At 47.1% G+C, this 23,438-nt stretch carries 21 protein-coding genes and 1 tRNA gene; 13 read left to right on the forward strand and 9 right to left on the reverse strand.

Annotated features, from left to right (window positions below):
• The first annotated feature begins 271 nt into the window (after positions 1-271).
• Positions 272-2,437: a catalase/peroxidase HPI gene (gene katG / locus Q0N89_RS08195; protein WP_294035266.1), complete on the forward strand. Its 2,166-nt coding sequence runs from the start codon at positions 272-274 to the stop codon at positions 2,435-2,437.
• 69 nt (positions 2,438-2,506) lie between these two features.
• Here the strand turns inward: katG and Q0N89_RS08200 are convergent, their stop codons facing one another.
• The 3 genes from Q0N89_RS08200 to Q0N89_RS08210 all read right to left on the reverse strand — a co-directional run bounded on the left by Q0N89_RS08200 (position 2,507) and on the right by Q0N89_RS08210 (position 4,524).
• A complete protein-coding gene (locus Q0N89_RS08200) occupies positions 2,507-3,190 on the reverse strand; it encodes a glutathione S-transferase (RefSeq protein ID WP_294035268.1) in 684 nt (227 codons plus the stop codon).
• A 64-nt stretch (positions 3,191-3,254) separates the two neighbouring features.
• A complete protein-coding gene (locus Q0N89_RS08205) occupies positions 3,255-3,491 on the reverse strand; it encodes a helix-turn-helix transcriptional regulator (RefSeq protein ID WP_294035270.1) in 237 nt (78 codons plus the stop codon).
• A 190-nt stretch (positions 3,492-3,681) separates the two neighbouring features.
• Positions 3,682-4,524: an integrase core domain-containing protein gene (locus Q0N89_RS08210; protein ID WP_294035272.1), complete on the reverse strand. Its 843-nt coding sequence runs from the start codon at positions 4,522-4,524 to the stop codon at positions 3,682-3,684.
• A 77-nt stretch (positions 4,525-4,601) separates the two neighbouring features.
• Here Q0N89_RS08210 and Q0N89_RS08215 point away from each other — a divergent pair, with 77 nt between their 5' ends.
• On the forward strand, positions 4,602-4,985 hold the full coding sequence (locus tag Q0N89_RS08215; RefSeq protein ID WP_294035274.1) for a surface-adhesin E family protein: 384 nt from the start codon (positions 4,602-4,604) through the stop codon (positions 4,983-4,985).
• An 18-nt stretch (positions 4,986-5,003) separates the two neighbouring features.
• On the opposite strand, the gene truC is transcribed toward Q0N89_RS08215, so the two are convergent.
• Positions 5,004-5,741, reverse strand: coding sequence for a tRNA pseudouridine(65) synthase TruC (truC, locus tag Q0N89_RS08220; protein ID WP_294035276.1), 738 nt, complete (start codon positions 5,739-5,741; stop codon positions 5,004-5,006).
• 107 nt (positions 5,742-5,848) lie between these two features.
• On the opposite strand from truC, the gene Q0N89_RS08225 reads away from it, so the two are divergent.
• The 7 genes from Q0N89_RS08225 to epmA all read left to right on the forward strand — a co-directional run bounded on the left by Q0N89_RS08225 (position 5,849) and on the right by epmA (position 12,845).
• On the forward strand, positions 5,849-6,784 hold the full coding sequence (locus Q0N89_RS08225) for a metallophosphoesterase (protein WP_294035278.1): 936 nt from the start codon (positions 5,849-5,851) through the stop codon (positions 6,782-6,784).
• Between the two features lie 105 nt (positions 6,785-6,889).
• Positions 6,890-7,426, forward strand: coding sequence for a 5-(carboxyamino)imidazole ribonucleotide mutase (gene purE, locus Q0N89_RS08230; protein ID WP_294035280.1), 537 nt, complete (start codon positions 6,890-6,892; stop codon positions 7,424-7,426).
• A 120-nt stretch (positions 7,427-7,546) separates the two neighbouring features.
• Positions 7,547-8,656: a 5-(carboxyamino)imidazole ribonucleotide synthase gene (locus Q0N89_RS08235; protein WP_294035282.1), complete on the forward strand. Its 1,110-nt coding sequence runs from the start codon at positions 7,547-7,549 to the stop codon at positions 8,654-8,656.
• Between the two features lie 165 nt (positions 8,657-8,821).
• Positions 8,822-9,286, forward strand: coding sequence for a YaiI/YqxD family protein (locus Q0N89_RS08240; RefSeq protein WP_294035284.1), 465 nt, complete (start codon positions 8,822-8,824; stop codon positions 9,284-9,286).
• A gap of 157 nt (positions 9,287-9,443) precedes the next feature.
• Entirely contained in the window at positions 9,444-10,652 is a 1,209-nt protein-coding gene (locus tag Q0N89_RS08245; protein WP_294035286.1) for an AI-2E family transporter, read from the forward strand.
• Complete coding sequence (locus Q0N89_RS08250; RefSeq protein ID WP_294035288.1) at positions 10,646-11,719, forward strand: 4-phosphoerythronate dehydrogenase; 1,074 nt, start codon at positions 10,646-10,648, stop codon at positions 11,717-11,719. Before Q0N89_RS08245 ends, Q0N89_RS08250 begins: the two co-directional genes overlap by 7 nt.
• Positions 11,720-11,876: 157 nt before the next feature.
• The gene (gene epmA / locus Q0N89_RS08255; protein ID WP_294035290.1) at positions 11,877-12,845 is read left to right on the forward strand and encodes an EF-P lysine aminoacylase EpmA; all 969 of its coding nucleotides are present in this window, start codon (positions 11,877-11,879) and stop codon (positions 12,843-12,845) included.
• 30 nt (positions 12,846-12,875) lie between these two features.
• On the opposite strand, the gene Q0N89_RS08260 is transcribed toward epmA, so the two are convergent.
• On the reverse strand, positions 12,876-13,706 hold the full coding sequence (locus Q0N89_RS08260) for a CoA ester lyase (RefSeq protein WP_294035292.1): 831 nt from the start codon (positions 13,704-13,706) through the stop codon (positions 12,876-12,878).
• Positions 13,707-13,822: 116 nt separating this feature from the next.
• Positions 13,823-13,898, reverse strand: a tRNA-Phe gene (locus tag Q0N89_RS08265).
• 128 nt (positions 13,899-14,026) lie between these two features.
• On the opposite strand from Q0N89_RS08265, the gene minC reads away from it, so the two are divergent.
• The 3 genes from minC to minE all read left to right on the forward strand — a co-directional run bounded on the left by minC (position 14,027) and on the right by minE (position 16,133).
• Positions 14,027-14,857: a septum site-determining protein MinC gene (gene minC, locus Q0N89_RS08270; protein ID WP_294035294.1), complete on the forward strand. Its 831-nt coding sequence runs from the start codon at positions 14,027-14,029 to the stop codon at positions 14,855-14,857.
• Between the two features lie 176 nt (positions 14,858-15,033).
• On the forward strand, positions 15,034-15,849 hold the full coding sequence (gene minD, locus Q0N89_RS08275; protein WP_078254644.1) for a septum site-determining protein MinD: 816 nt from the start codon (positions 15,034-15,036) through the stop codon (positions 15,847-15,849).
• 2 nt (positions 15,850-15,851) lie between these two features.
• Entirely contained in the window at positions 15,852-16,133 is a 282-nt protein-coding gene (gene minE, locus Q0N89_RS08280; protein WP_078254600.1) for a cell division topological specificity factor MinE, read from the forward strand.
• A 148-nt stretch (positions 16,134-16,281) separates the two neighbouring features.
• Here minE and topA read toward each other — a convergent pair whose 3' ends face one another.
• The 3 genes from topA to Q0N89_RS08295 all read right to left on the reverse strand — a co-directional run bounded on the left by topA (position 16,282) and on the right by Q0N89_RS08295 (position 22,405).
• Positions 16,282-18,909 (reverse strand): type I DNA topoisomerase, encoded by a 2,628-nt coding sequence (gene topA, locus Q0N89_RS08285; protein WP_294035296.1) that lies wholly within the window; start codon positions 18,907-18,909, stop codon positions 16,282-16,284.
• A gap of 159 nt (positions 18,910-19,068) precedes the next feature.
• The gene (locus Q0N89_RS08290) at positions 19,069-19,668 is read right to left on the reverse strand and encodes a hypothetical protein (protein ID WP_294035298.1); all 600 of its coding nucleotides are present in this window, start codon (positions 19,666-19,668) and stop codon (positions 19,069-19,071) included.
• Positions 19,669-19,675: 7 nt separating this feature from the next.
• On the reverse strand, positions 19,676-22,405 hold the full coding sequence (locus Q0N89_RS08295) for a DNA translocase FtsK (RefSeq protein WP_294035300.1): 2,730 nt from the start codon (positions 22,403-22,405) through the stop codon (positions 19,676-19,678).
• A gap of 233 nt (positions 22,406-22,638) precedes the next feature.
• Here Q0N89_RS08295 and Q0N89_RS08300 point away from each other — a divergent pair.
• On the forward strand, positions 22,639-23,438 hold an 800-nt coding region (locus tag Q0N89_RS08300; protein ID WP_294035302.1), incomplete at its 3' end, for an FAD-dependent oxidoreductase.

Raw genomic sequence — 23,438 nt, forward strand, 5'->3', positions numbered from 1 at the left:
AGGGTCATGGGGTTCTCCATCAAGAATATGAGTTTTAGTTTAGCATAAATTTGTCCGAACGGTTCATTTTAGCAGTGATTTTTGACAATTGGGTGATTTTATTGATTTGAAAAATTAATTAAAAATATAAAATTAATCTATTTTATCTATTGATACAATCGCTTTATAATTGGATACATCAAAATACTGTTGTACATTTTTTAACATGGTAAGATGGCTATATCGGTGCAGTGACCACCGATTACCAACTTTTACTCACAAGGAGCATCTCATGACCGCATCAATCACAGGCTGTCCAGTCCACGGCAGTAACACTACTGAGGGACAAACCCCACTTGCATGGTGGCCAAAAACCTTAAACTTAGACATCTTGCACCAACACGACAAAAAAGTAAATCCGCTTGGTGAAGACTTCAACTATGCCGAAGAAGTCAAAAAATTAAACGTTGAAGAACTAAAACAAGACATTCGCAACCTTTTGCGTGATAGCCAAGACTGGTGGCCTGCAGATTATGGCTATTATGGCGGTTTGATGGCTCGTATGGCGTGGCACGCAGCAGGTTCTTACCGTGCCCAAGATGGTCGTGGCGGTGGCAACACAGGCAATCAACGCTTTGCCCCATTGAACAGTTGGCCTGACAATGCTAACCTTGATAAAGCACGCCGTTTATTGTACCCAATCAAACAAAAATACGGCAATCGCTTATCTTGGGCGGATTTAATTATCCTAGCAGGTACAATGGGTTATGAAGCGGCAGGATTAAAAACATTTGGTTTTGGCTTTGGTCGAGAAGACATTTGGCACCCTGAAAAAGATGTCTATTGGGGTAGCGAAAAAGAATGGCTGGCTAAATCAGGTGGCGAAGGCACACGCTGGACAGAGAGTCGTGAACTTGAAAATCCACTTTCAGCAGTAATGATGGGCTTGATTTATGTCAATCCTGAAGGTGTAGATGGCAATCCTGACCCCATCAAAACCGCACGAGATATGCGTACCACCTTCTCACGCATGGGTATGAATGATGAAGAAACCGTTGCCTTAACCGCTGGCGGTCATACCATCGGTAAGGCACATGGCAACGGCGATGCGTCTAAAGTTGGTGCAGAGCCTGAAGCGGCTGACATCGCTGAGCAAGGCTTGGGCTGGAGCTACGAAAAACCTGGCATGATTACATCAGGCATTGAAGGAGCTTGGACAACCAATCCAACTCGTTGGGACAATGAATTTTTCAAACTTCTATTTAAATACGATGATAAATGGGCATTGACCAAATCACCTGCGGGCGCTCACCAATGGGAGCCATCAGAGATGGACATTGAGGATATGCCTGTTGACGCCTTTGACTCAAGCCAAAAGCGCAAAATTATGATGACAGATGCTGATATGGCACTGATTCGCGACCCAGAATATCGCAAAATTTCTGAAAAATTCTTAAATGACCAAACTGCATTTGATGATGCCTTTGCTCGTGCATGGTTTAAACTGACACACCGTGATATGGGGCCAAAAAGCCGTTATTTAGGGCCAGATGTGCCAAGCGAAGATTTAATTTGGCAAGACCCAATCCCTGCGGTGGATTATACCTTAAGCGATGCTGAAATTGCCGAATTAAAAGCAAAAATCTTGGCGACTGGGTTAAGCATTGCTGAACTTGTGGCAACCGCTTGGGATTCAGCACGCACCTTCCGTCAATCGGACTATCGTGGTGGTGCAAATGGTGCACGCATTCGCCTTGCTCCACAAAAAGACTGGATGGGCAATGAACCAGAGCGCTTGGCAAAAGTCCTAGCTGTCTATGAAACACTACAAGCAAGCCTTGACAAAAAAGTCAGCATTGCAGATTTAATCGTGCTTGGTGGTACAGCAGCAGTTGAACAAGCAGCCAAAAATGCAGGTGTAGAGATTGTTGTCCCATTCTTGGCAGGTCGTGGTGATGCAACCCTTGAGCAAACCGATGCAGAAAGTTTTGAATACTTAAAACCAATTCATGATGGTTTCCGTAACTTCCAAGAAGCACATTACGCACCACAACCAGAAGAATTGTTACTTGACCGTGCGCAACTGATGGGCTTAACTGCACCTGAAATGACTGTATTGGTCGGTGGTTTGCGTGTCTTAGGGGCAAACTATGGCGATAGCAAACATGGTGTATTTACTGACCGTGTTGGCGTGCTAAGTACAGACTTTTTCCGCAATCTTGTGGACATGAACAACACTTGGCAACCAACAGGACGCAATAGCTATAACATTTGCGACCGCAAAACAGGTGCTGTAAAATGGACAGCAACCCGTGTGGATTTAGTGTTTGGTTCAAACTCAATTTTGCGTGCGTATAGCGAACTATATGCCCAAGATGATGCAAAAGAAAAGTTTGTCAAAGACTTTGTTAATGCGTGGGTCAAAGTGATGAATAGCGATCGTTTTGATGTAAAATAATCAAAACTTAAGCAAAAAATGGCATAATCAGCAATGGTTATGCCATTTTTTTATTTTAAAACTCAACTCCTAGAACGGCGAACCTGCACGCTGCACCGCTTGGATAAATCCTGCTCGTGATTCACATCGCTCAAGCCATGCTTGGGTCGCACTCCCACCTGCCAAACCCACACGCTGTCGTGCTGCCGCCACCGCAAAATACATCTGAATATCCGCCCCTGTAAACGCATCGCCTGCAAACCATGGCGAGCGTGTCAACGTCTCTTCAATCAAAGACAGTGCCGAATCAATGTTATTTTTGAGAATCAGTTGGTCAATCCCTGCCTTTAGCTTGCGTGCGATAGGTCTGACCAACAGCGGTGCTTTTTGACCTGCTTTGGTCAAAATCAATCCCATCACCAATGGCGGCATCAATGACCCTTCGGCAAAATGCAGCCAAAAAGTATAATCACGCCACGCCTTATCACCCACTGGATAAAACCGCTGTTCACTATCATAAGTTCTTAATAAATACTCAATAATCAGCGCCGACTCTGCCAAGACCTGCTCACCATCAGGCAGGCTATCATCCACCAATATCGGTGCCTTACCCATTGGGTGGATGTTCTTAAAAGATTTGGGCGCAAGATAAGTACGCTCATCTCGCTCATGGCTAATCAGCTGATAATCCAAGCCATAAGCCAATTTCAGCTCTTCTAATAGCCACACGATACGAAACGAACGGGATTTTTCTAGGTGATATAAAGTAATCATAAATTTTTCCAGATGAATATCGTTCATTTATCATACATGATATTTTGCTATTGGTATAGTGTATCTACGAAATCTGCTCAATCATCATCAGTACTTGGCTGGGTGTCAGCCCAAGCACACGGCACAATGCTACAAACTCAAGCACATCAAGCTTACGCTCAAAATTCTCAATTTTGGCGATATAGGATTGGGGCTTGTGCAGTTGCTTGGCGACTTCATCTTGAGTGAGATTTTGTTGTTTGCGTGCAGTAATAAGCACATCAATCAGCTGTCTGTATTCATCTTGATAAATGGTTTTCATAAGTCAGTACCATGATTATGATACTTGACATTATTATTCTAATTTAGGATAATCCCATTTTAGGATAATTTACACATTCACAACATCCCCACCTTGACACCACCCCTTATTTTTAGGATAATTTTTGGCAGTGTTAATTTGGATTAATCAGATTTGGGAGTTTATGATGAAAAAATTATTTGTAAGAAACTCAAGCGTTATTTACACTTTGCTTAAAATAAAACTCTAACCACTCATAAGGAGTAAAAGTTAAAGTCTTGCCAGTAGTCTCATCTTTCTTACTTAAAGATGAGTGCGGTCTAACAGTGTTGTAGAAATTAAGAAATCTGGTTAATTCTTGCTTTCTATGCTCACTGCTGACAAATTCATGTTTATCATGCCAAAGCTCCATTAATGTTCGTATGACCCTTTCAGCTTTGCCGTTGGTTTGTGGTCTACCTACTTTGGTAAATTTTTGATTGATGTTGTTTTGATAGCAGGCTTGAGAAAATTCATGGTCTTTTGTGCCTTTATATTCTGTGCCATTGTCAGAATAAATCACATCAATTTTGTAGGGGCATGGCTCTATCACTTGTTCTACAAGAAACTGTGTTGCACTAAAGGCTGTTTTATCCGGCATGATGTCAGCATACAATTCGCGAGAATAGTCATCTATGGCAACAAATAGATATTCTCTAGGACTGTTGGCATTTTGTCCTTTGAGCAAGGGCAGGCGTTTGGTGTCCACATGCACCATCTCACCAGGATAGGACTTATTGTATCGCTTGGCTTGCTTTTTGAGCTTATCCTGTATGGATTGTTCAACTTTAGCAAGGCGTTTAATACCATATTTGGCTTGTTTAAAGCGATTGTTGGTACTGGCTTGGGGCTTGAGTAGCTTAACACGAGCAAGTTTTAAGACTTTGTAAATGGTAGGTCTTGATACTTTGTACTCCAATGCCAGTGAAGTAACTGACTGCTTGTTCTTGTGATAAGCAGTCCAAATGGCTTCCCGTTGGTAGGGAAGCAATCGTGTGTTTTTATGAATGTTCATTTGCAGTATTTTACCTTAATACTGTAAACAACGGTAGTTTATCTTACAAATTATTGATAGCTATACTTGCCACAGTCATGACACAGCAAGCAATGGCGGTGAATTGGTTTGAGCTTGGCGAAAACAACACTGACAAACTTTACATTGACTTAGATAGCATCCAAGCAGACACGCTAGTCAATGGCACATCTGTGATGACCGCATGGCAGCAGAGTGTATATAAACAAGCACAAGATGCGGGTGGCAAAAAATATTGGACATCTACAAACTTATACTATTTTGACTGCCGTGCTCGCAAATTTAACTTAGAATACAGTGTCCACTATGACAAACAAGGCAGGGTGGTTGACAGTTTCAACAACCCTGACTTTAGCCGGTATTCATCTGCCAATTGGCACAGAGTCGTTCCAGGATCAGGTGCTGAACTCATGCTCAACACCGTCTGCCTATTCGCCAACTGATCCACCACCCATCTGTCATCAGATGGGTGTGTTATCACCCCACCCAAACGCATCCATCAGCCGCCCAAACTCATCATCCACAGGTGCGGTGATGCTCATCATCTGTCCTGTCATCGGATGACGAAAGCTGAGCTGATAAGCGTGCAGGAGTAGCCGTCTTGTGCCGACATGGGCGATGATGGCACGGTTTTGTACCTTATCGCCATAGGTGGTGTCGCCAACGATGGGATGAAAGATGTGCTTCATATGCCGTCTAAGCTGATGCTTACGCCCTGTGATGGGCGTAAGCTCCACCAGCGAATACCGAGAAGTGGTGAACCGCTGACACGACACAAAGGGCTGCTCACTCGTCGCCAGTACCCGATAGTCAGTGATGGCAGGCTCAGGTGGCTTATCGCTATCAGCAAATTTATCCGCGATTTTATCCAGTCGTACCTTGAGCGGATAATCGATGCGTCCGTCTGTCGTCATCGCCCCACGCACCACCGCCAGATAAGTCTTGGTCACTTTATGCTGCTCAAACTGCAAAGATAATGTCCGAGCAATGTCGCTATTTAATGCAAACAGTAGCACCCCCGATGTCGGTCTATCAAGGCGATGCACAGGATAGACAAGCTGTCCGATTTGGTCACGCAGTGTCTGCATGACAAACACCGTCTCATGCTTATCAAGCCATGAACGATGCACAAGCATCCCAGCAGGCTTATTGATGATGACAATGTGCTCGTCTTGGTAGAGAATGGGTAGTACGGTCAAAGCATTGCCCTTATTGATGAATGGCTGATTTTTGATGTCATGATAAACGGTTTTCGTGGCAAAAGCATCTGCATTTTGGTATATTAGTTCAAAATGGGGGTAATTTTATGATTTATGACATCATCGGCGACATACACGGGCAAGCAGATAAGCTGATTGGGCTATTGACACAGCTGGGCTATCAACATGATGGCGACTGCTATCGTGCACCGCCGAATCATCAGGCGATTTTTATCGGGGATTTGATTGACCGTGGCGCTCGTCAAGTCGATACCCTGCAGATTGTCTTTGATATGATTGATCATGGTCAAGCACTCGCCGTGATGGGCAATCATGAATACAACGCCATCGGCTATGCCACACCCCACCCTGATGGCGACTACTGCCGAGCACGCACAGCGTCGAACACGCATCAGCATCAGGCGTTTTTGGATGAATTACCGCTTGGCAGTGATGAGTATTGGCACTGGATTAGCCGATTGTATGAGCTGCCGCTGTGGCTTGAGTTTGATAAGTTTTGTGTTGTGCACGCCTGCTGGGACGCCAAAGCCATGACAGCACTCGCCCCCTATCTCACCCCCGATCAGCGCATCACCCATCAAGGCATCATCGCCACCGCCATCAAGGACAACAGTGAGTTTGTCGCTCTAGAGCGTATTCTAAAAGGCATCGAATCCCCGCTACCTGATGGCATCGTACTCATCGATGGGCATAATATCACTCGCACCCGCACTCGTATCAAATGGTGGCTCGATGATTGGCAAAACTTACCACTGAGCCAAGTGGCAATGCTCGGCAGTCGTGCGGTGATGCATCTGCCCAGTGACCAAGATTATAAGCCACTGCCGATGGATTTTGAGATTTTGACCGATAAGCCGATTTTTATTGGGCATTATTGGCTGGATGGTACGCCGACTTGTCTGTCATCACAGGTGGTGTGTACTGACTATTCGGCAGGCAGTACAGGATTTTTGACCGCTTATCAGTTTGATACGGATAAGCCTGCCTTGTGTGATGATGGCTTTGTGCAGTTTTTGGGTTAAATAGATTTTGATTCATGGGTTTACGCCCAAAACTTAGCACACGGCTGATTGCCATTTTTGCCCAAATGTGCTAATTTATTCTTTTAATCACCATAAGGAAATCCTATGTCATCGAGCGATCAACCTGCACCAATCACTTCGCCAGCCGGCACGCCAAAAGTCGGCATCATCATGGGCTCACAGTCTGACTGGGCGACGATGCGTGAAGCGGCTCAGATTTTGGCGGATTTTGGGGTGGCATTTGAGTGCGAAGTTGTCTCTGCCCACCGTACGCCGGACAAATTATTTGACTATGCCAAAGCCGCCAAAGGCAAAGGCCTACAAGTCATCATCGCAGGTGCAGGTGGTGCTGCTCATCTACCAGGAATGTGTGCCAGCCAGACCGCTCTACCTGTGCTAGGCGTACCTGTCAAATCCAGCACGCTCTCTGGTTGGGACAGCCTACTCTCCATCGTACAGATGCCAAAAGGTGTCGCTGTCGGCACGCTTGCCATCGGTACAGCAGGGGCGTTCAACGCAGGCTTACTTGCTATCCAAATCCTAGCCTTGCACGATGAAAATCTAGCAGCGCAATTAGATGCATTTAGAAATAAGCAAACCCAGACCGTGCTTGCTAATCCAATCCCGGGGATTATCGGCTAAGCCAAGCTGATAGACAGACTGGTAAAATTTGTGTTTTGTCCAAGATTTTCGGTCAAAAATATGCGATAATATCCGAAGTTTTTTATAAAATTTCGGATATTTTTTAATTTGAGATCAACTATGACAAATTCACTTCACACCATCGGCATTCTAGGTGGTGGACAACTGGGTATGATGCTTGCCGAAGCTGCTTTGCCACTTGGTTATCGCTGTGTCTTTCTTGAAGATGCGGACAACCCGCCTGCCACCCTATATGGTCAAGTGTTCAAGACGCATGAGCTTGATGAGTTTATCAAGGCAAGCGATGTCTTTACTTTGGAGTTTGAAAATACGCCTGTCGATACCGCCAAAACTTTGGGCGAATTATCAAATAAAGGCGGACTATTTCCCTCTGCTCGCGCGCTCGAAGTCGCCCAAGACCGCCTAAACGAAAAAACGCTATTTAATCAGCTAGATATCGCAACCGTCCCATTCATGGCGGTGCATACGATAGATGACATCAAGACAGCTGCCGAGAAGCTTGGCTTGCCACTCGTGCTCAAGACCAGTCGTGGCGGCTATGATGGCAAAGGTCAATTCGTCCTAAAATCACAGGACGCCATCGATGATGCGTGGGCGACGCTTGGTGATGCGACCAAGTCCGCACCGCTGATTGCCGAAGGCTTTATCAACTTTAGCCGTGAAGTCTCTATTATCGCTGTGCGTAGCAAAACAGGCGAAATCCGCTACTATCCACTGGTTGAGAATGTCCACACAAGCGGTATTCTTGCCAAGACCACCGCCCCTGCTGCCGATACCGAGCATCTGACCGCCCAAGCACAGTCCAATATCAAAAAACTGCTTGAGCATCTGGACTATGTCGGCGTGATGGCGCTTGAGCTATTCGTCACCGATGATGGCGTGCTCGCCAATGAAATCGCCCCACGCGTGCATAATTCAGGACACTGGAGCATCGAAGGCGCGCATTGTAGTCAGTTTGAGAACCATATCCGTGCCGTCGCAGGCTTACCGCTTGGCGATACTGCCATCAGCCATCCATCAGTGATGCTCAATGTCATCGGCAAATATCCAAACAGCGCCGATGTCCTTGCCATCGATGGTGTGCATTATCATCATTATCACAAATCCGAACGAGATGGCCGCAAAATCGCCCATATCACGGTGATGACAGGGGATGAACGCCAAGCCGATGCTGTGGTAAAAGCCGAAAGCCTATTGGTGAACTGCTAATCCACTCAATCCGCTCTGATGGGCGGATTTTTTTGTAAACATAAGTCCATCGGTTTATCCCAAATTCATCGATAGATTTAATCAGTATTTATTTATAATTTGATAAATAAAATTGCAAAATATTGACAATCACTATTTATCATCTTAAGCAACTTTGACAACCCTATGAAACTCTATATCGACGCCGATGCCATCCCTACCATCGCCAAAGAACTCATCATCAAGACCGCCAATCGCACAGGCGTACCTGCCATCTTTGTCGCCAATCGCCCCACTCGCCTGCCGCCATCACCGCACTTATCATCGGTGGTGGTTGCCGATGGCTTTGATGTAGCGGACACCTACATCGCCCAAGCGGTAGAGACTGGCGATGGCGTCATCACAAGCGACATTCCGCTCGCCAGCGAAGTACTGGACAAAGGCGCATGGGCAATGACGGCACGGGGCGAAGTGTTTAGCCTTGAGACGATTAAGCTTAAGCTCAACAGCCGTGATTTTATGGATATGATGCGTGGCACAGGCGTGCTTGACCCAAGCCAAATGGGTGGACAAAAACCGTATTCAGACAAGGACAAAAAAGCCTTTGCCGATGGGCTTAATCGCTTGGTTAAGCCTGCCAAAAATAGTTAATTTTTATTATTAATCACTTTAACAATAATAATATTGCTAAACCGCCAAAAGACAGCAAGAAAAAAGTGCAAAATTGGTGCAAATCAGACAAGCTATTTTGGCAAAATTGGTGCATAATAAGCAAAATAATTTTTTAAAATTTTAAGATACCACCATCATGATTGAACAATGGACTAAAGAAAGCGTCATTCAGCGCCTACTCACTTTCATCTTACTCACTCTGCTCATTATTCTGTGCTTTCAAGTGGTGCAGTTTTTTATTTCGCCGGCGATTTGGGCAGCGATTTTGGCGTATGTGACTTATCCTTTGTATCGATTTTTTTATCAAAAGGTGCAGTTTAGCCCGACCTTTAGCGCACTGATTATGACGGTGGGGATTTCGCTGTTGATTGGTGTGCCGCTGTTGGTGGGCGTGTTTTTCTTACAACAAGAAGTCATCAGCTTTTATGGCATGGCGGTGCGTCGCCTACAAGCTGGCTATGTTGATTTGCCCGAAAATATCAAGAACTTACCTGTCATCGGTCAGCAAATCAAAAATCTTTTATGGGAAATTAACAAAGACCCTGAAGCATCGATGGCAGCCGTGCGTAACTGGGCGCAGTCGCATCTGTATTATGGCAAAATGGCGTTTGATGCGGTGCTAAAGAACCTTACCAAGCTTGGTATGGCACTGATGACGCTATTTTTCTTTTATCGTGATGGCATGAGTCTCGTACGGCAGATTCGCCAAGCTCTGCGTAACATCATCGGCGATCGCATTGATCATTATATCAATTCGGTGACTGCCACGACTCGTGCGGTGGTGTATGGCATTGGCTTGACGGCATTGGCACAGGCGCTACTGGCTGGGATTGGCTATGCTGTTGCCGGTGCGCCCAATCCGATTTTGCTTACCATTATTACCTTTGTGGTGGCGATGATTCCGTTTGGTACGCCATTTGCTTGGGGTGGTGTGGCGTTGTGGCTACTTTCCCAAGGGCATACCACCGAAGGCATTGGCTTGGGGCTGTGGGGGATGCTTGTGATTAGTTGGGTGGATAATCTGATTCGCCCGATGGTGATTAGCGGTGCGACCAAGATTCCGTTTATTTTGATTTTTATTGGGGTGCTTGGTGGCTTGACGGCATTTGGCTTTGTCGGCTTATTCATCGGCCCTGTCCTACTTGCCATCATGCTGGCGGTATGGCGAGAGTGGATCAGTCAGCACAAGAATGAGATTTTTGCCAGTCGTAGTACCGGCTTTGCGGTGGCTGATGGCAAGGCACTACTGGCCGACACCACACCCACACCCATCATCAATCACGACGCCATCAATGCCGATGACACAGCCAATACCGATACCACCAAAAAGGACACCGAATGCTAACCGTACTCGCTGATGAAAATATCGCCAATATCGATGACTATCTACACCATCATGACATCCAAGTCATCAAGCTAAAGGGACGTGATATCAACCGTGATGCCCTGCTGACATATCAGCCTGATGCGCTATTTATCCGCTCGGTCAGTCAGATGACAGCGGATAAGCTGGGTGAGCTATCCGCCCTACCGCTCAAGTTCGTGGGCTCGGCCACTATTGGCACGGATCATGTGGATGCTGATTTTTTGGCGCAGTACGGTATCTGCTTTGCCAATGCTGCTGGCTGTAGTAAGCACTCGGTCGCCCAATATGTCATCACCGCCATCTTGCACACTTATCCTGCCTATCGCACCACGCCGATTCGACTGGGCATCATCGGACTTGGCAATATCGGCAGTACTTTGGCAGAATATGCCAAAGGGCTCGGCTGGCAGGTTGTCGGCTATGACCCTTTGATCGCCCCATCAGATATCAATCATGCAACGCTCGATACCGTGCTTGGCTGTGATGTCATCAGCATTCACACGCCACTGACGCACACGGGTAGCCACCCGACCTTTGGCATGATCAACCAAGAGACGCTGTCACAGATGCAGCCATCAGCACTACTGATCAATACCGCTCGGGGTGAGATTATCGATGAAGCCGCCCTACTAGATGACATCAAACGCACACAGCGTAAGGTCATCTTGGATGTATTTCCCCACGAACCTGCCATCAGCACACCACTGATGAGTGCACTACAGCTTGCCACACCACACATCGCAGGCTATACGCTCGAAGGCAAATTGCGTGGCACAGATATGATTTATCAGGCGTTTTGTCAGTGTTTTGGTTTGCCTGTGCGTCAGACGCTCGCACCACTATTACCGTCCAATCCGTATCAGTTTGATGAGTTAATCAATCAGCTGATTGGCAATGATGACGACAAAGCGGTGCTGGCACAGTTTTATGACATCGCCAAAGATGATAAGAGCCTACGAGCCGTCTGCACCGATACAGGCGTACAAGGTGCTGACTTTGACCATCTGCGTAAGACTTATCAGCTACGCCGTGAGTGGCTTGGTTAATTTAATCAAAATTTAACCAAGCTTTAACAAACCCAAGCTCAATTCAGCTGATTTAGCTAAATAAAAACTTACCAAACTGCCAATTTATCCCAAATTTATCAACCCAATCAAGCGTAAAACCGCCAAATAACCACACTTATTTTATTAGAAAATCTATATGATTCCAAGCACTTATCAGCCTACTTTATCCCTTGCCAATGCCCAAAAAAAGGCAGAATTTTTGCGTAAGATTCGAGAGTTTTTTTATCAACGTAATGTCATGGAAGTCACCACGCCGATTTTATCAAATCATGGTAATACCGATGTGTTTATCGAGTCGGTGTCGGTGAATTTTCATTATCAAGGTCGCCCAAAAACAGGTTATCTGCATACATCGCCTGAGTTCGCCATGAAGCGACTGCTTGCCACCTATCAAGTGCCGATGTATCAGCTGTGCCAAGTATTTCGGGATAATGAAAAAGGCCACAAGCACAACATCGAGTTTACCATGCTTGAGTGGTATCGACCTGAGTTTGACTTAGATATGCTGGCAGATGAATTGCAAGCGTTACTGACGGCCGTATTTGATCAGCCGATGGATATTATTAAGCTTAGCTATAGTGATGCCTTTATCAAGAGCACGCAGATTCACCCATTATCCGCAAGTATCGATACGCTCAGAGCCTGCGCCTTATCGCATGGCATCACGCTGGATATGGGCGACGATCATCAAGGATGGCTGGATTTATTATTTAGCCATCTTGTTGAGCCGACATTAGGCTGCGAGACACCGACGCTCATCACCGACTATCCGCCTGCCACCGCATCACTTGCCAAGATGGCAATCGATGCTGATGGTCATCAAGTCGCCAAGCGCTTTGAGCTGTATATCAATGGTATCGAGATTGCCAATGCTTATGATGAGCTCGCCGATGGTGATGCACTGCGAGCACGATTTGAGCAGGATAATATCAGTCGTGCCGCACTGGGTCTGCCACAGATGCCGATTGATGAGTATTTATTGGCAGCGTGTGATGACCTGCCCGAGTGTAGCGGTATCGCCTTGGGCGTGGATCGGCTGTTTATGGTGGCTACAGGTCTTAGCGACATCAGCCAAGTGATTGCGATTATGACTGAGCGAGCGTGATGGGTTTGGCTTAGCTATAATAAGCTTGGCTTAACAATCTCCCAAGATATCTTTTGCCCACAGTATCAACGGCAAATCCACCATACGCCCATCAATGGCAAAGACAGTATCGCCTGTACGCTGATATTCTGCCAAGATTTTTTGGGCAAAAATTCGTTCATCATCACTGGTGGCCAAAGCTTGTTTCATGATGGCAATCTGCTTGGGATGAATCGCCATCTGCCCGCCAAAGCCAAAATCCGCCCAATGTCGCACGCAGTCCATTAAGCCATCTTCATCATCAAAATCCACAAACACCGCATCAATCGGTGGATGCACACCATTAGCCAGTGAATGCACAAGCAAATCACAGCGAATCTTATCAAACAGTGTCGCTGCCGCCTGCGAGCCCATACGCACACCGTGTGAGTGTAATAAATCTAAACAACCAAAACTCATCGCATACAAACCATGCGCAGTGGCAATCTTGGCGATATTCGCCACACCGACAGGCGTCTCCACCACCGCAATCACAGGTAGCTCTGTCGCTTGGTGTAGATACTCAACCTGCTCGGGATTTTGGCACTTTGGCAGGACGATGCCATCAACCTTATTTAGCTTGGCTACACACTGCAAATCATACGCATGATCGCTTTGGTGGCTGCCATTCACCCGTAGCCAATAGCGGTGATTACTTGTGGCATCAAACTCGATTAATTGGGCACGCACATCGACTTTTTGGTCATGCGCCACTGCATCTTCTAGGTCAATGATGACGACATCAGCGCCCGTTGCCACTGCCTTTGGCACACGATCAAGGCGAATGGCAGGGACGAATAAGTACAGGGTTTTTGCAGAATTTTGGCTAGCTGTATGTGACATCGGTGAGCATCCTTGAAATTGCAAATTTTTTTAACTATAACACCACAGCGTATAACACGCAACAAAATCCTGCACAACAAAAAGCCTTCCGACATCATCGAAAGGCTTTTTTAATATGGTGGCGAGAGGCAGGATCGAACTGCCGACACACGGATTTTCAATCCGTTGCTCTACCAACTGAGCTATCACGCCAAAGTGGTGCATATTAAACCGTATTTTGGATGGTTTGTCAAGTGTAATTTACTCATATTTGCTATTTTTTCATCACCAAAAAAATGTTACAATCAGTGGATAACTTGATTAAGAATTATGGTACATCTATGACCCAAGCCGTCACCTTATATGGCAAAATGCTGACCTTTAGCCGTCTAAAAATCACCACCAATGATTTGGCGCAAATCCGCACCGAACTCGGTCGTGCACTCGAAGACAACCCAATCGCCGACAGCCTGCCCATCGTCATTGATAGTGATGTCGATATTGAGCTTGATGCACTGATTGATATGCTATGGCTACTCAATGTCCAACCAATCGGCGTGGTCAGTGGCGTGCTTGATGATCAGGCACGAGAATTGCGTTTGGCGATTTTCCCTGCTGATGGCAAGCGCATCGAACGCCTACCAAACTCTGATAAAGCAGACAAAGCCATCAAAGCCGAGCCAGCCCCGACACCTGCCCAAAATAGCTCAAGCGACAATACCAACAATACAAGCAGTACAGACGCCAAACCTGACGCCGAACCTGTCTCAGCGGCAGCATCAAGCACCCAACAAGGCGCAACCTTGGTCACCGCCCAAGACCACAGCGTACAGCTTAGTAGCGGTATTCATACGCAGATGCTACGCTCGGGTCAGAGCCTGCAGCATCTTGGTGGCGATTTGACCATCATCGGCGGTGTCAATGACGGCGCTGAAGCCATCACCGATAATAGCCTGCATGTCTATGGACGTGGTCTGGGTCGCTTGGTCGCTGGGGCGACAGGTGATAAGAATGCACGCATTTTTTGCCAAAAATTCAATCCATCGCTGGTATCAGTCGCAGGGACTTTTTGTCTGCGTGACGCCATCCCAAGCGAGATGATTGACCAAGCCGTACAAGTCACTTATGATGAAGATAAGGGCTTGGTGTTCACTTTATTAAATCAGTTATAAGCATCTGTGAACATAACAGCAATTAGCAAAAATTAACATTTTCATCGCACAAAATTCATCAGATGAATTGATGATGACCGCCAAATATGCTATCCTAAAGCAAATTTATGGCGGTCTTATTTTTGGAACAATTTTTCCTACCGCTTGAGCGATTTTATCAGTTAAGGAGTGCCATTGTGGCAAAAATCATCGTAGTAACTTCAGGTAAAGGCGGTGTGGGCAAAACCACTACCAGCGCATCATTTGGTGCAGGTCTTGCCAAGCGTGGCTTTAAAACTGTCATCATCGACTTTGATGTGGGTCTTCGCAACCTTGACCTTATCATGGGCTGCGAAAACCGCATCGTCTATGACTTTGTCGATGTCATCAGCGGTAATGCCAAGCTGACCCAAGCGCTGGTCAAAGACAAGCAATACGAAAACCTATTCATCCTACCTGCGTCACAAACTCGTGACAAAGACGCACTGACCGACGAAGGCGTCGCCAAAGTCATGAAAGAGCTGTCAGAAGATTTGGCATTTGATTACATCGTCTGCGACAGCCCTGCCGGTATCGAGCGTGGCGCACAGCTAGCCATGTATCATGCTGATGAAGCACTCATCGTCACCAACCCAGAAGTATCATCAGTGCGTGACTCTGACCGTATCATCGGCATCCTACAAAGCCGCACCAAAAAAGTCGAAGAAGGCGGCAGCGTGCGTGAACATCTGGTCATCACTCGCTACAACCCAACTCGTGCTTCAGAAGGCGAAATGATGGACTATCGCACCATCGCTGATGAAATTTTGCGTGTGCCACTCATCGGCATCATCCCAGAGAGCAACACTGTCCTAGAAGCATCGAACCAAGGTCAGCCTGTCATTCATTTCACCGACTCAGCAGCTGGTCAGTGCTATGAAGATATCGTTGCTCGCTTCTTGGGCGAAGAAGTGCCACTGCGTCATCTAGAAGTGAAAAAGAAAGGTTTCTTTGAACGACTATTTGGGGGTTAATGATGAAAAAAGGATTTTGGAGTTCGCTTTTTGGCGGCGGTAATAGCAACCCAAGCAGTGCCGATATCGCCAAAGATCGCCTAAAAGTCATCGTTGCAAGCCATGATCGTCTAAATACTCGTTTGACCGCTGAGCGTATCGAGCAGATGAAACGAGAAATCTTGGCAGTGGTCGGCAAATATGTCAATGGCGTCAATATTGATGATCTAAACATCAATCATCGCCACGAAGACAGCGTTGATGTCCTTGAGATGAACATCAGCCTACCTGATCGCAAGGCTTAATATCTGCTTTGGCGCTCAAGTTGATGCTTGAGACAAATTGGTCAAGTGAATTGCTTGACCAATTTTTTATCCGTTATAGAAACGAAAAAAGCAAATCCACGATGGATTTGCTTTTTTCATGTATGCAGTGAATGGTTTATTCTTCCAATTACTCACTCACCCAAGCACCATTTCGCCAGACTAGGGCAAAACGAGTCGCCTTGCCGTCCTTTTCGGAGCCGATGTATTGCTCGTTGTTTTTACGACTCCAGCGTAAGATGGTTGGATTGCCATTATCATCAACATCAGGCGCATCAAACAGATAATGGAATTTTGGCTCTAGCTGGTCTTTGATGCTACGCAGTTCGGTGAGTTTTGGCGGACGAGTTTCACGCACTTTCGGGAATTTTGATGCCGCCAAAAACAGCCCTGCTGCCCCTTCACGCAGCACATAATGGTCATCGAACTTCTGCGAGCGTAGTTCAGGCATAGCAATCGCTGTCATGCGTGGTGGCGCAGCTTGACCATTTTTGAGCACTTTACGGGTATTATCACACTTGCGACACGCAAAATACGCCCCAAAGCGACCAGTCTTAAGCTCCATTTGTCCATCGCATTTATCACAGTCAATGGTCGGCGCATCATTGGTCGCCCCACCAACTTCAAAGACACCCTGCTCAAGCAAATAGCCATCGCAGTCAGGATTATTACCGCAGATATGTAGCTTTAGCCCGCCATCGACGATATAGCCATCCATCGCTGCATTGCATTTTGGACAGCGTTTTTTCTCCATCAGCGCATTGACTTCGGCTGAGTCATCATCAGCATCGAACTCAAATGCCGATACCGGCATCAGATTTTTGGTGCCTTTGCAGCGTTCTTTTGGTGGTAGATTGTAGCCCGTGCAGCCCAAAAACACCCCCGTACTGCCTGTACGCACCTGCATTGGACGAGTGCAGATATCGCAGTGAATATCAGGCACATTGGTTGGGTCATTCGGGCGCATACCGTGACTGGATTTGGCAGTTTCTAGCTTGGTCTTAAAGCCATGATAAAAATTATCCAGCACCGCTTTCCAGTCTTCGTGCCCCACCGCCACTTCATCGAGCTTATCTTCTAGCCCTGCGGTAAAGGCATAATCCATCAAATCAGGGAAACTCTCCACCAAGCGTTCGGTGACGATATCGCCCATTTTCTCGGCATATAGGCGTTTATTTTCAAGCTTGACATAACCACGCTCTTGGATGGTTGAGATAATCGATGCATAAGTCGATGGGCGACCGATGCCACGACTTTCAAGCTCTTTGACAAGGCTTGCTTCACTATAGCGAGCAGGTGGCTTGGTAAAGTGCTGTGATGGCTCAACATTAATCAGTGGCAGACTCTCGCCGACCTTGACCGCAGGCAATAGCACATCATCGCTCTTGGCAGGTGGCTGTACTCGGGTATAGCCATCGAACACAAGTGTACGGCCTTTTGCCTTGAGCTCAACATTGCCCGCAGTGACAATCAAATTCACCGATTGATAGCGAGCAGGTGTCATCTGACAAGCGACGAACTGACGCCAAATCAGCTCATACAGACGCTGCGCATCTCGCTCCATGCCGGTTAACTGTGATGATTTGACCGCTACCGATGATGGGCGGATGGCTTCGTGCGCTTCTTGGGCGTTTTGTTTGTTGCCATAAAAATTCGGCTTATCAGGCAAATAAGCATCGCCAAAGTTTTGGCTGATATAGCCACGCACCGAATTTAGCGCATCTTGGCTCAAAAATGTCGAGTCAGTACGCATATAAGTGATGTGACCTGCTTCATACAGACGCTGAGCCAGAATCATGGTCTTTTTGACGCTAAAGCCCAAGCGAGTGCTGGCTGCCTGTTGTAGAGTCGATGTGATAAATGGTGCTGATGAGCGTGATTGGGTTGGTTTCTCATCGATGCTTGAGACCACAAAGGCTGAATTTTGTAGGACTTGCACCACAGCATCGGCTTCGACTTGGTTGCTCATCTTGAGCGTTTTGCCATTTTGTTTGGTGGCTTCTAGGCGTAATGTCTCGCCTGCTGCGCTGTTATTGGTATGAATTTCCCAATATTCCACAGGGACAAAGGCACGAATCTCTCGCTCACGCTCAACGACTAGCCGAGTCGCCACCGACTGCACACGCCCTGCTGACAAGCCACGAGCAATCTTCGCCCATAGCAGTGGTGACACCATAAAGCCGACCACACGGTCAAGGAAACGGCGTGCCTGCTGTGCATTGACACGGTCGATGTTCAGCTGATCGGGGTGCTCAAAGGCGTTTTGGATGGCGGTTTTGGTAATTTCGTTAAACACCACACGGCTGTATTTGGCATCATCACCGCCGATGACTTCTTTTAGGTGCCAAGCGATCGCTTCCCCTTCTCTATCCAAGTCCGTCGCCAGATAAATCTTATCGGCATCTTTGGCAAGTGCTTTGAGCTCTCGGATGACTTTGGTCTTATTTGGCAAGACTTCATAAACCGCCTTCCAGCCGTGTTCAGGATCAACACCCATACGGCGTACCAACGCACGCTCGGCTTTTTGTTCACGGGACAGTCCTTCGTCGTCTGCTTTGGCAGTCTTGGTCGTCGTGCCACCGACAGGCAAATCACGCACATGACCGACACTTGAGCGGACGATATAGTTATTGCCCAGATATTTATTGATGGTTTTGGCTTTGGCAGGCGACTCCACAATCACCAAGGCTTTGCCCTTGGCGCTGGCTGTGGTCGTGCTTGCCGCAGCTTTGGTGGTGGTTTTTTTGGTGGTTGCCATGTCTTTGCCTTAATATTATCCAAATTCGCAATGATCCCTTGCGAAGAAATGTTACTAAAACTGCCTTTATAGGGGGTAATGAGCAATTTGTCAATTACTTTAGCGAAATTTTTATCAAAAAGTCAATGCACAATTGCAAATTTTGGCGATTTTTTGGGTTTATGCCTGCTGTACACGCATCGCCCACGCCTGCAACGATGCCTGCATCGCCGTCAAATCCGTCGTCGCTTGTGCCTTATCCAGCTTATGCGCTTTGTGGCTAAATTGGTATTTATCATCCAGCCAATACAGGGCAATGGTATTTGCCTTGATGGACAATCCAAGTACACGCCCGCCAATGCCATCAGGTAGCTCAATCGGCGCACCATCAAGCGCACGCACTTGACGCTCGCCTTTTGGGGTATTGACCACGCCAATATCCATCAGCTGCCATACGCCATCACAAGCAAGATACTGCGCCATCGGCAAGGATAACTCATCCATCACAAGGCTGTACTGCGCAATCATTGGTGTGGTTTTTTTGGTGCTTGGCAAGCTTGCATCACTTGATTTGGCGATACGCATGGCATCATAACGAGCAGTTAGCCAAGTTGGGCACGCCACAAGCTTAGGATAGATGCCAAATTGCCGTGCCATCAGGCGAAAATCCGCCACTCGTGTCTCATACGCCTTTGGCCGTGCACCCATAAAATTACCAATGGCAAAGCCTGCCACGCCAAGCACCACTAAGGTCGCTATCGCCCCACTTGATAAATCCATCTCTCACCTATAACAATAATTGGCGCTTGCCACTGTGGTCCATCGCTGTGACCAGTCCACGCTCTTCCATTTGGTCAAGTAGGCGAGCAGCACGGTTGTAGCCGATACTAAATTTGCGCTGTACCGCCGAAATCGATGGCTTGCGCGTCTCCACCACAAAGGCAGCCGCCGCTTCGTACAACTCATCAGCAGATGCGCCACCACTGCCCATATCGCCACTGCCTTCACCTTCAAAGGTGTAGCTGTCGGACAAATCGATATAATCAGGGCTACCACGCTCACGCCACGCATCGCAGACACGGTTGACTTCATCATCATCAACGAATGCGCCATGCATACGCTCTGGGTTATTTTTGCCCGGCCCGATGAACATCATATCACCATGACCAAGCATATCTTCAGCGCCGCCTTCTTCGATGATGGTACGGCTATCGACTTTTGAGTTTACTCTAAGTGCCACACGAGCAGGCACATTCGCCTTGATAAGACCTGTCACGACATTGACCGTCGGACGCTGCGTGGCAAGCAGTAGGTGAATACCTGCGGCACGAGCTTTTTGGGCAAGGCGTACGATTGGCTCTTCGGCAGTCTTGCCAAGCTGCATAATCATATCAGCAAATTCATCAGCGACGATGACAATGGTCGGCAGTGGTTTTAGCTTTGGCGGCTTGGACTGACTGACGCTATCATTCATCTGCCATAGCGGGTCATAAATCGGCTCGCCGATACTTTCGGCGTGTTCGACTTTTTTGTTAAATTCGCTAATCTTACGCACCCTAAGCTTACTCATCAGCTGATAACGGCGCTCCATTTCATTGACACACCAAGTCAGTGCTGCCACTGCATCTTTCATATCGGTAATCACCGGTGTCAATAAGTGCGGGATATCGCCATAGTTGGCAAGCTCCAGCTGTTTTGGGTCAATCAGTACAAGCTTTAGCTCATCAGGCGTGTATTTAAGTAGCATGGATAATAAAAATGAGTTCACCAAGACTGACTTACCCGAGCCTGTCGTACCAGCGACCAGCATATGTGGCGCTTTGGCAAGGTCGGCAATCACAGGCTTACCGCCAATATCCTTACCCACGGCGATGGCAATTTGTTTGTCAGGGTCGCGAAAATCTGGCGTGTCGAGTAGCTCAATCAGACGCACCATTTCACGCTCTTTATTTGGCACTTCGATGCCGATATACGGCTTACCCGGGATGACTTCAACGACACGCAGTGATGCCTTTGACATCGAGCGTGCCAAATCCTGCGCCACACGGCTGACACGGCTCGCCTTGACACCCGGTGCCAAATCCACTTCAAAACGAGTAACCACAGGGCCGACCATCGCCGAGATGACATTGGCTTTGATGTTAAATTCTTGTAATTTAATCTCAAGCAGTTCTGACGCTTCGGCAAGCTGTGCTTCGGTGACGACGGGTTTTTGGTCATAATTTGGCTTATCAAGCAAATCAAGTTCAGGCAGTGGCGTCAAGCTCATACGATAGCTAAGCGTATCCATCGCACGAGATTTGCTCGCTGTCTGCGGTGCAGGTGCATCATCCCACATTGCATCATCGTCATCATCAAAGCCATCATCCATCGGCATATCGGCATCAGCTTGCCAATCACTGTGTACAGTTTGCCAATTGTCATCTGCTGATGGCGTATCATCTTGCCATAGATTATTATCAGCATCATCAGCATCGACATCATCACCCGTATCTGCTGTCGGTGTATCTTGGGTAAATGCTGCACTGTGCGGTGACTGCCAATCCGCTGACACCTGCTCGATGAGTACTTCATCCTGCACTGTAGGAGCATCAGATGTCGCCTGTGGTGACTGCATATCAGGCTTAATCGCAGAGCGGCTGATGGCTTGGCGAGCGATCCGATTAAACCGCTCTGCCGCCGATACTTCTTTGGCAGTCTGTTCGGCCGCTTGTTCTTGTTCGTGGATTTTTGATAAATCTTGCTGCACGCCAGAATGCTTCACAAAGCTCTCAAATGCGCCATGATGATTATGCGGCACATAGTCATACGCCACTTCATCTGTATCCGCTACGCCATCATCCACTATATCGACATCATCATCTACCAGTACCTGCACTGACTTATCATCCATCTCGTCTGCTGATGACATATCATCGGATTTGGATTTATTTGGCATCAGCCACGCAATAAATGCTGAAGAAACCGACTGCCAACGAATCTCAAAGGTCAATGCCGACACCACCAAAATAAAGGCGATAAAAAACAATGCCGAAAATCCTGCACCAAACAGCCCTGCAATCGCACTTTGGAGTTCATGCCCAAACACACCGCCAACCACAGTGGATAAATCAGGATTCTTTAGCCCTGCGCCATACGACAGTAGCGCCGACACCGACCCAAGCAATGAGCCATAAGCCAATAGACGAAACAGCCAAGCCACCTGCGTACGAAAGCCAATCACTCGAAGTAGCTCATACGCCAAAAATAGCACAATCAGCCAAGCACCCCACCCAAAAAAGGTGCGCAAAATATCCGACAACCACGCACCGACCGTACCGCCGATATTGGTCACGGTCGCATCCGAACTGACATGCGACCATGCCGGATCAGCAGGATTGTACGATAATAAAATCAAAAACAAATAGCCAAATAAAACAATGCCAATACCGCCAAGCACCATTTGCTTGATGCTTGGTAGTTTTTTGCCTAATGACTGTGCTAAATCAAACTGCGCAATACGCTCAAAAAAAGTCATCTTATGATTGTCGATCGGTTGATGCGTGACGATGGCACGCTTTTATGAATATGGATAAATGGCGAACTCTACATTATAGCGAATTTACACCGTTTTACCAATGAGTTTTGCGTTGGATTATTGTCATCACGCCCTTTTGACAGAATCAATCGCCATATTTAATATCATTGACTTGTAATCCACCTAGGGAGTCTTATATACTGACTGTATTATTCACCGATCAAGGAATTCTTATGTCAAATCATCATCGCCTTATTATCCTAGGCTCAGGCCCAGCAGGTTATTCTGCTGCTGTCTATGCCGCTCGTGCCAACCTAAAGCCTGTCATCATCACTGGTCTGCAAGTCGGTGGGCAGCTAACCACCACCACCGAAGTCGATAACTGGCCGGGCGATGCGCACGGCCTGACCGGTAATGGCTTGATGGATCGTATGAAGGCGCACGCTGAGCGTTTTGGCACTGAGCTTGTCTATGACCACATCAATCAAGTTGATCTACAAAACCGCCCATTCACCCTAACTGGCGATAACGGCACTTATACCTGTGATGCACTCATCATCGCCACAGGCGCAACTGCGCAGTATCTAGGACTAGACTCTGAACAAAAATTCATGGGTCAAGGTGTCTCTGCTTGCGCTACTTGTGATGGATTTTTTTATAAAAATCAAAAAGTTGTGGTTATCGGTGGTGGCAATACTGCTGTCGAAGAAGCACTGTATCTATCAAACATCGCAAGCGAAGTAACCCTAATCCATCGCCGTGATAGCCTGCGTTCTGAAAAAATCCTACAAGACCAGCTATTCGAAAAAGCCAATAATGGCAATGTCAAAATCGAATGGAATCATCAAGTCAAAGAAGTCATCGGTGATGACATGGGTGTCACAGGCGTGATCATCGAATCAACCGTCGATGGCAGCACCAAGCAGCTTGATGCGATGGGGATGTTCGTCGCTATCGGTCATAAGCCAAATACAGGACTGTTTGAAGGTCAGCTGACCATGAAAGATGGCTATATCGTCGTCAATAGCGGTCT

Source organism: uncultured Moraxella sp. (genome assembly GCF_945873075.1).
In the GTDB taxonomy this organism is placed as follows: Bacteria; Pseudomonadota; Gammaproteobacteria; order Pseudomonadales; family Moraxellaceae; genus Moraxella.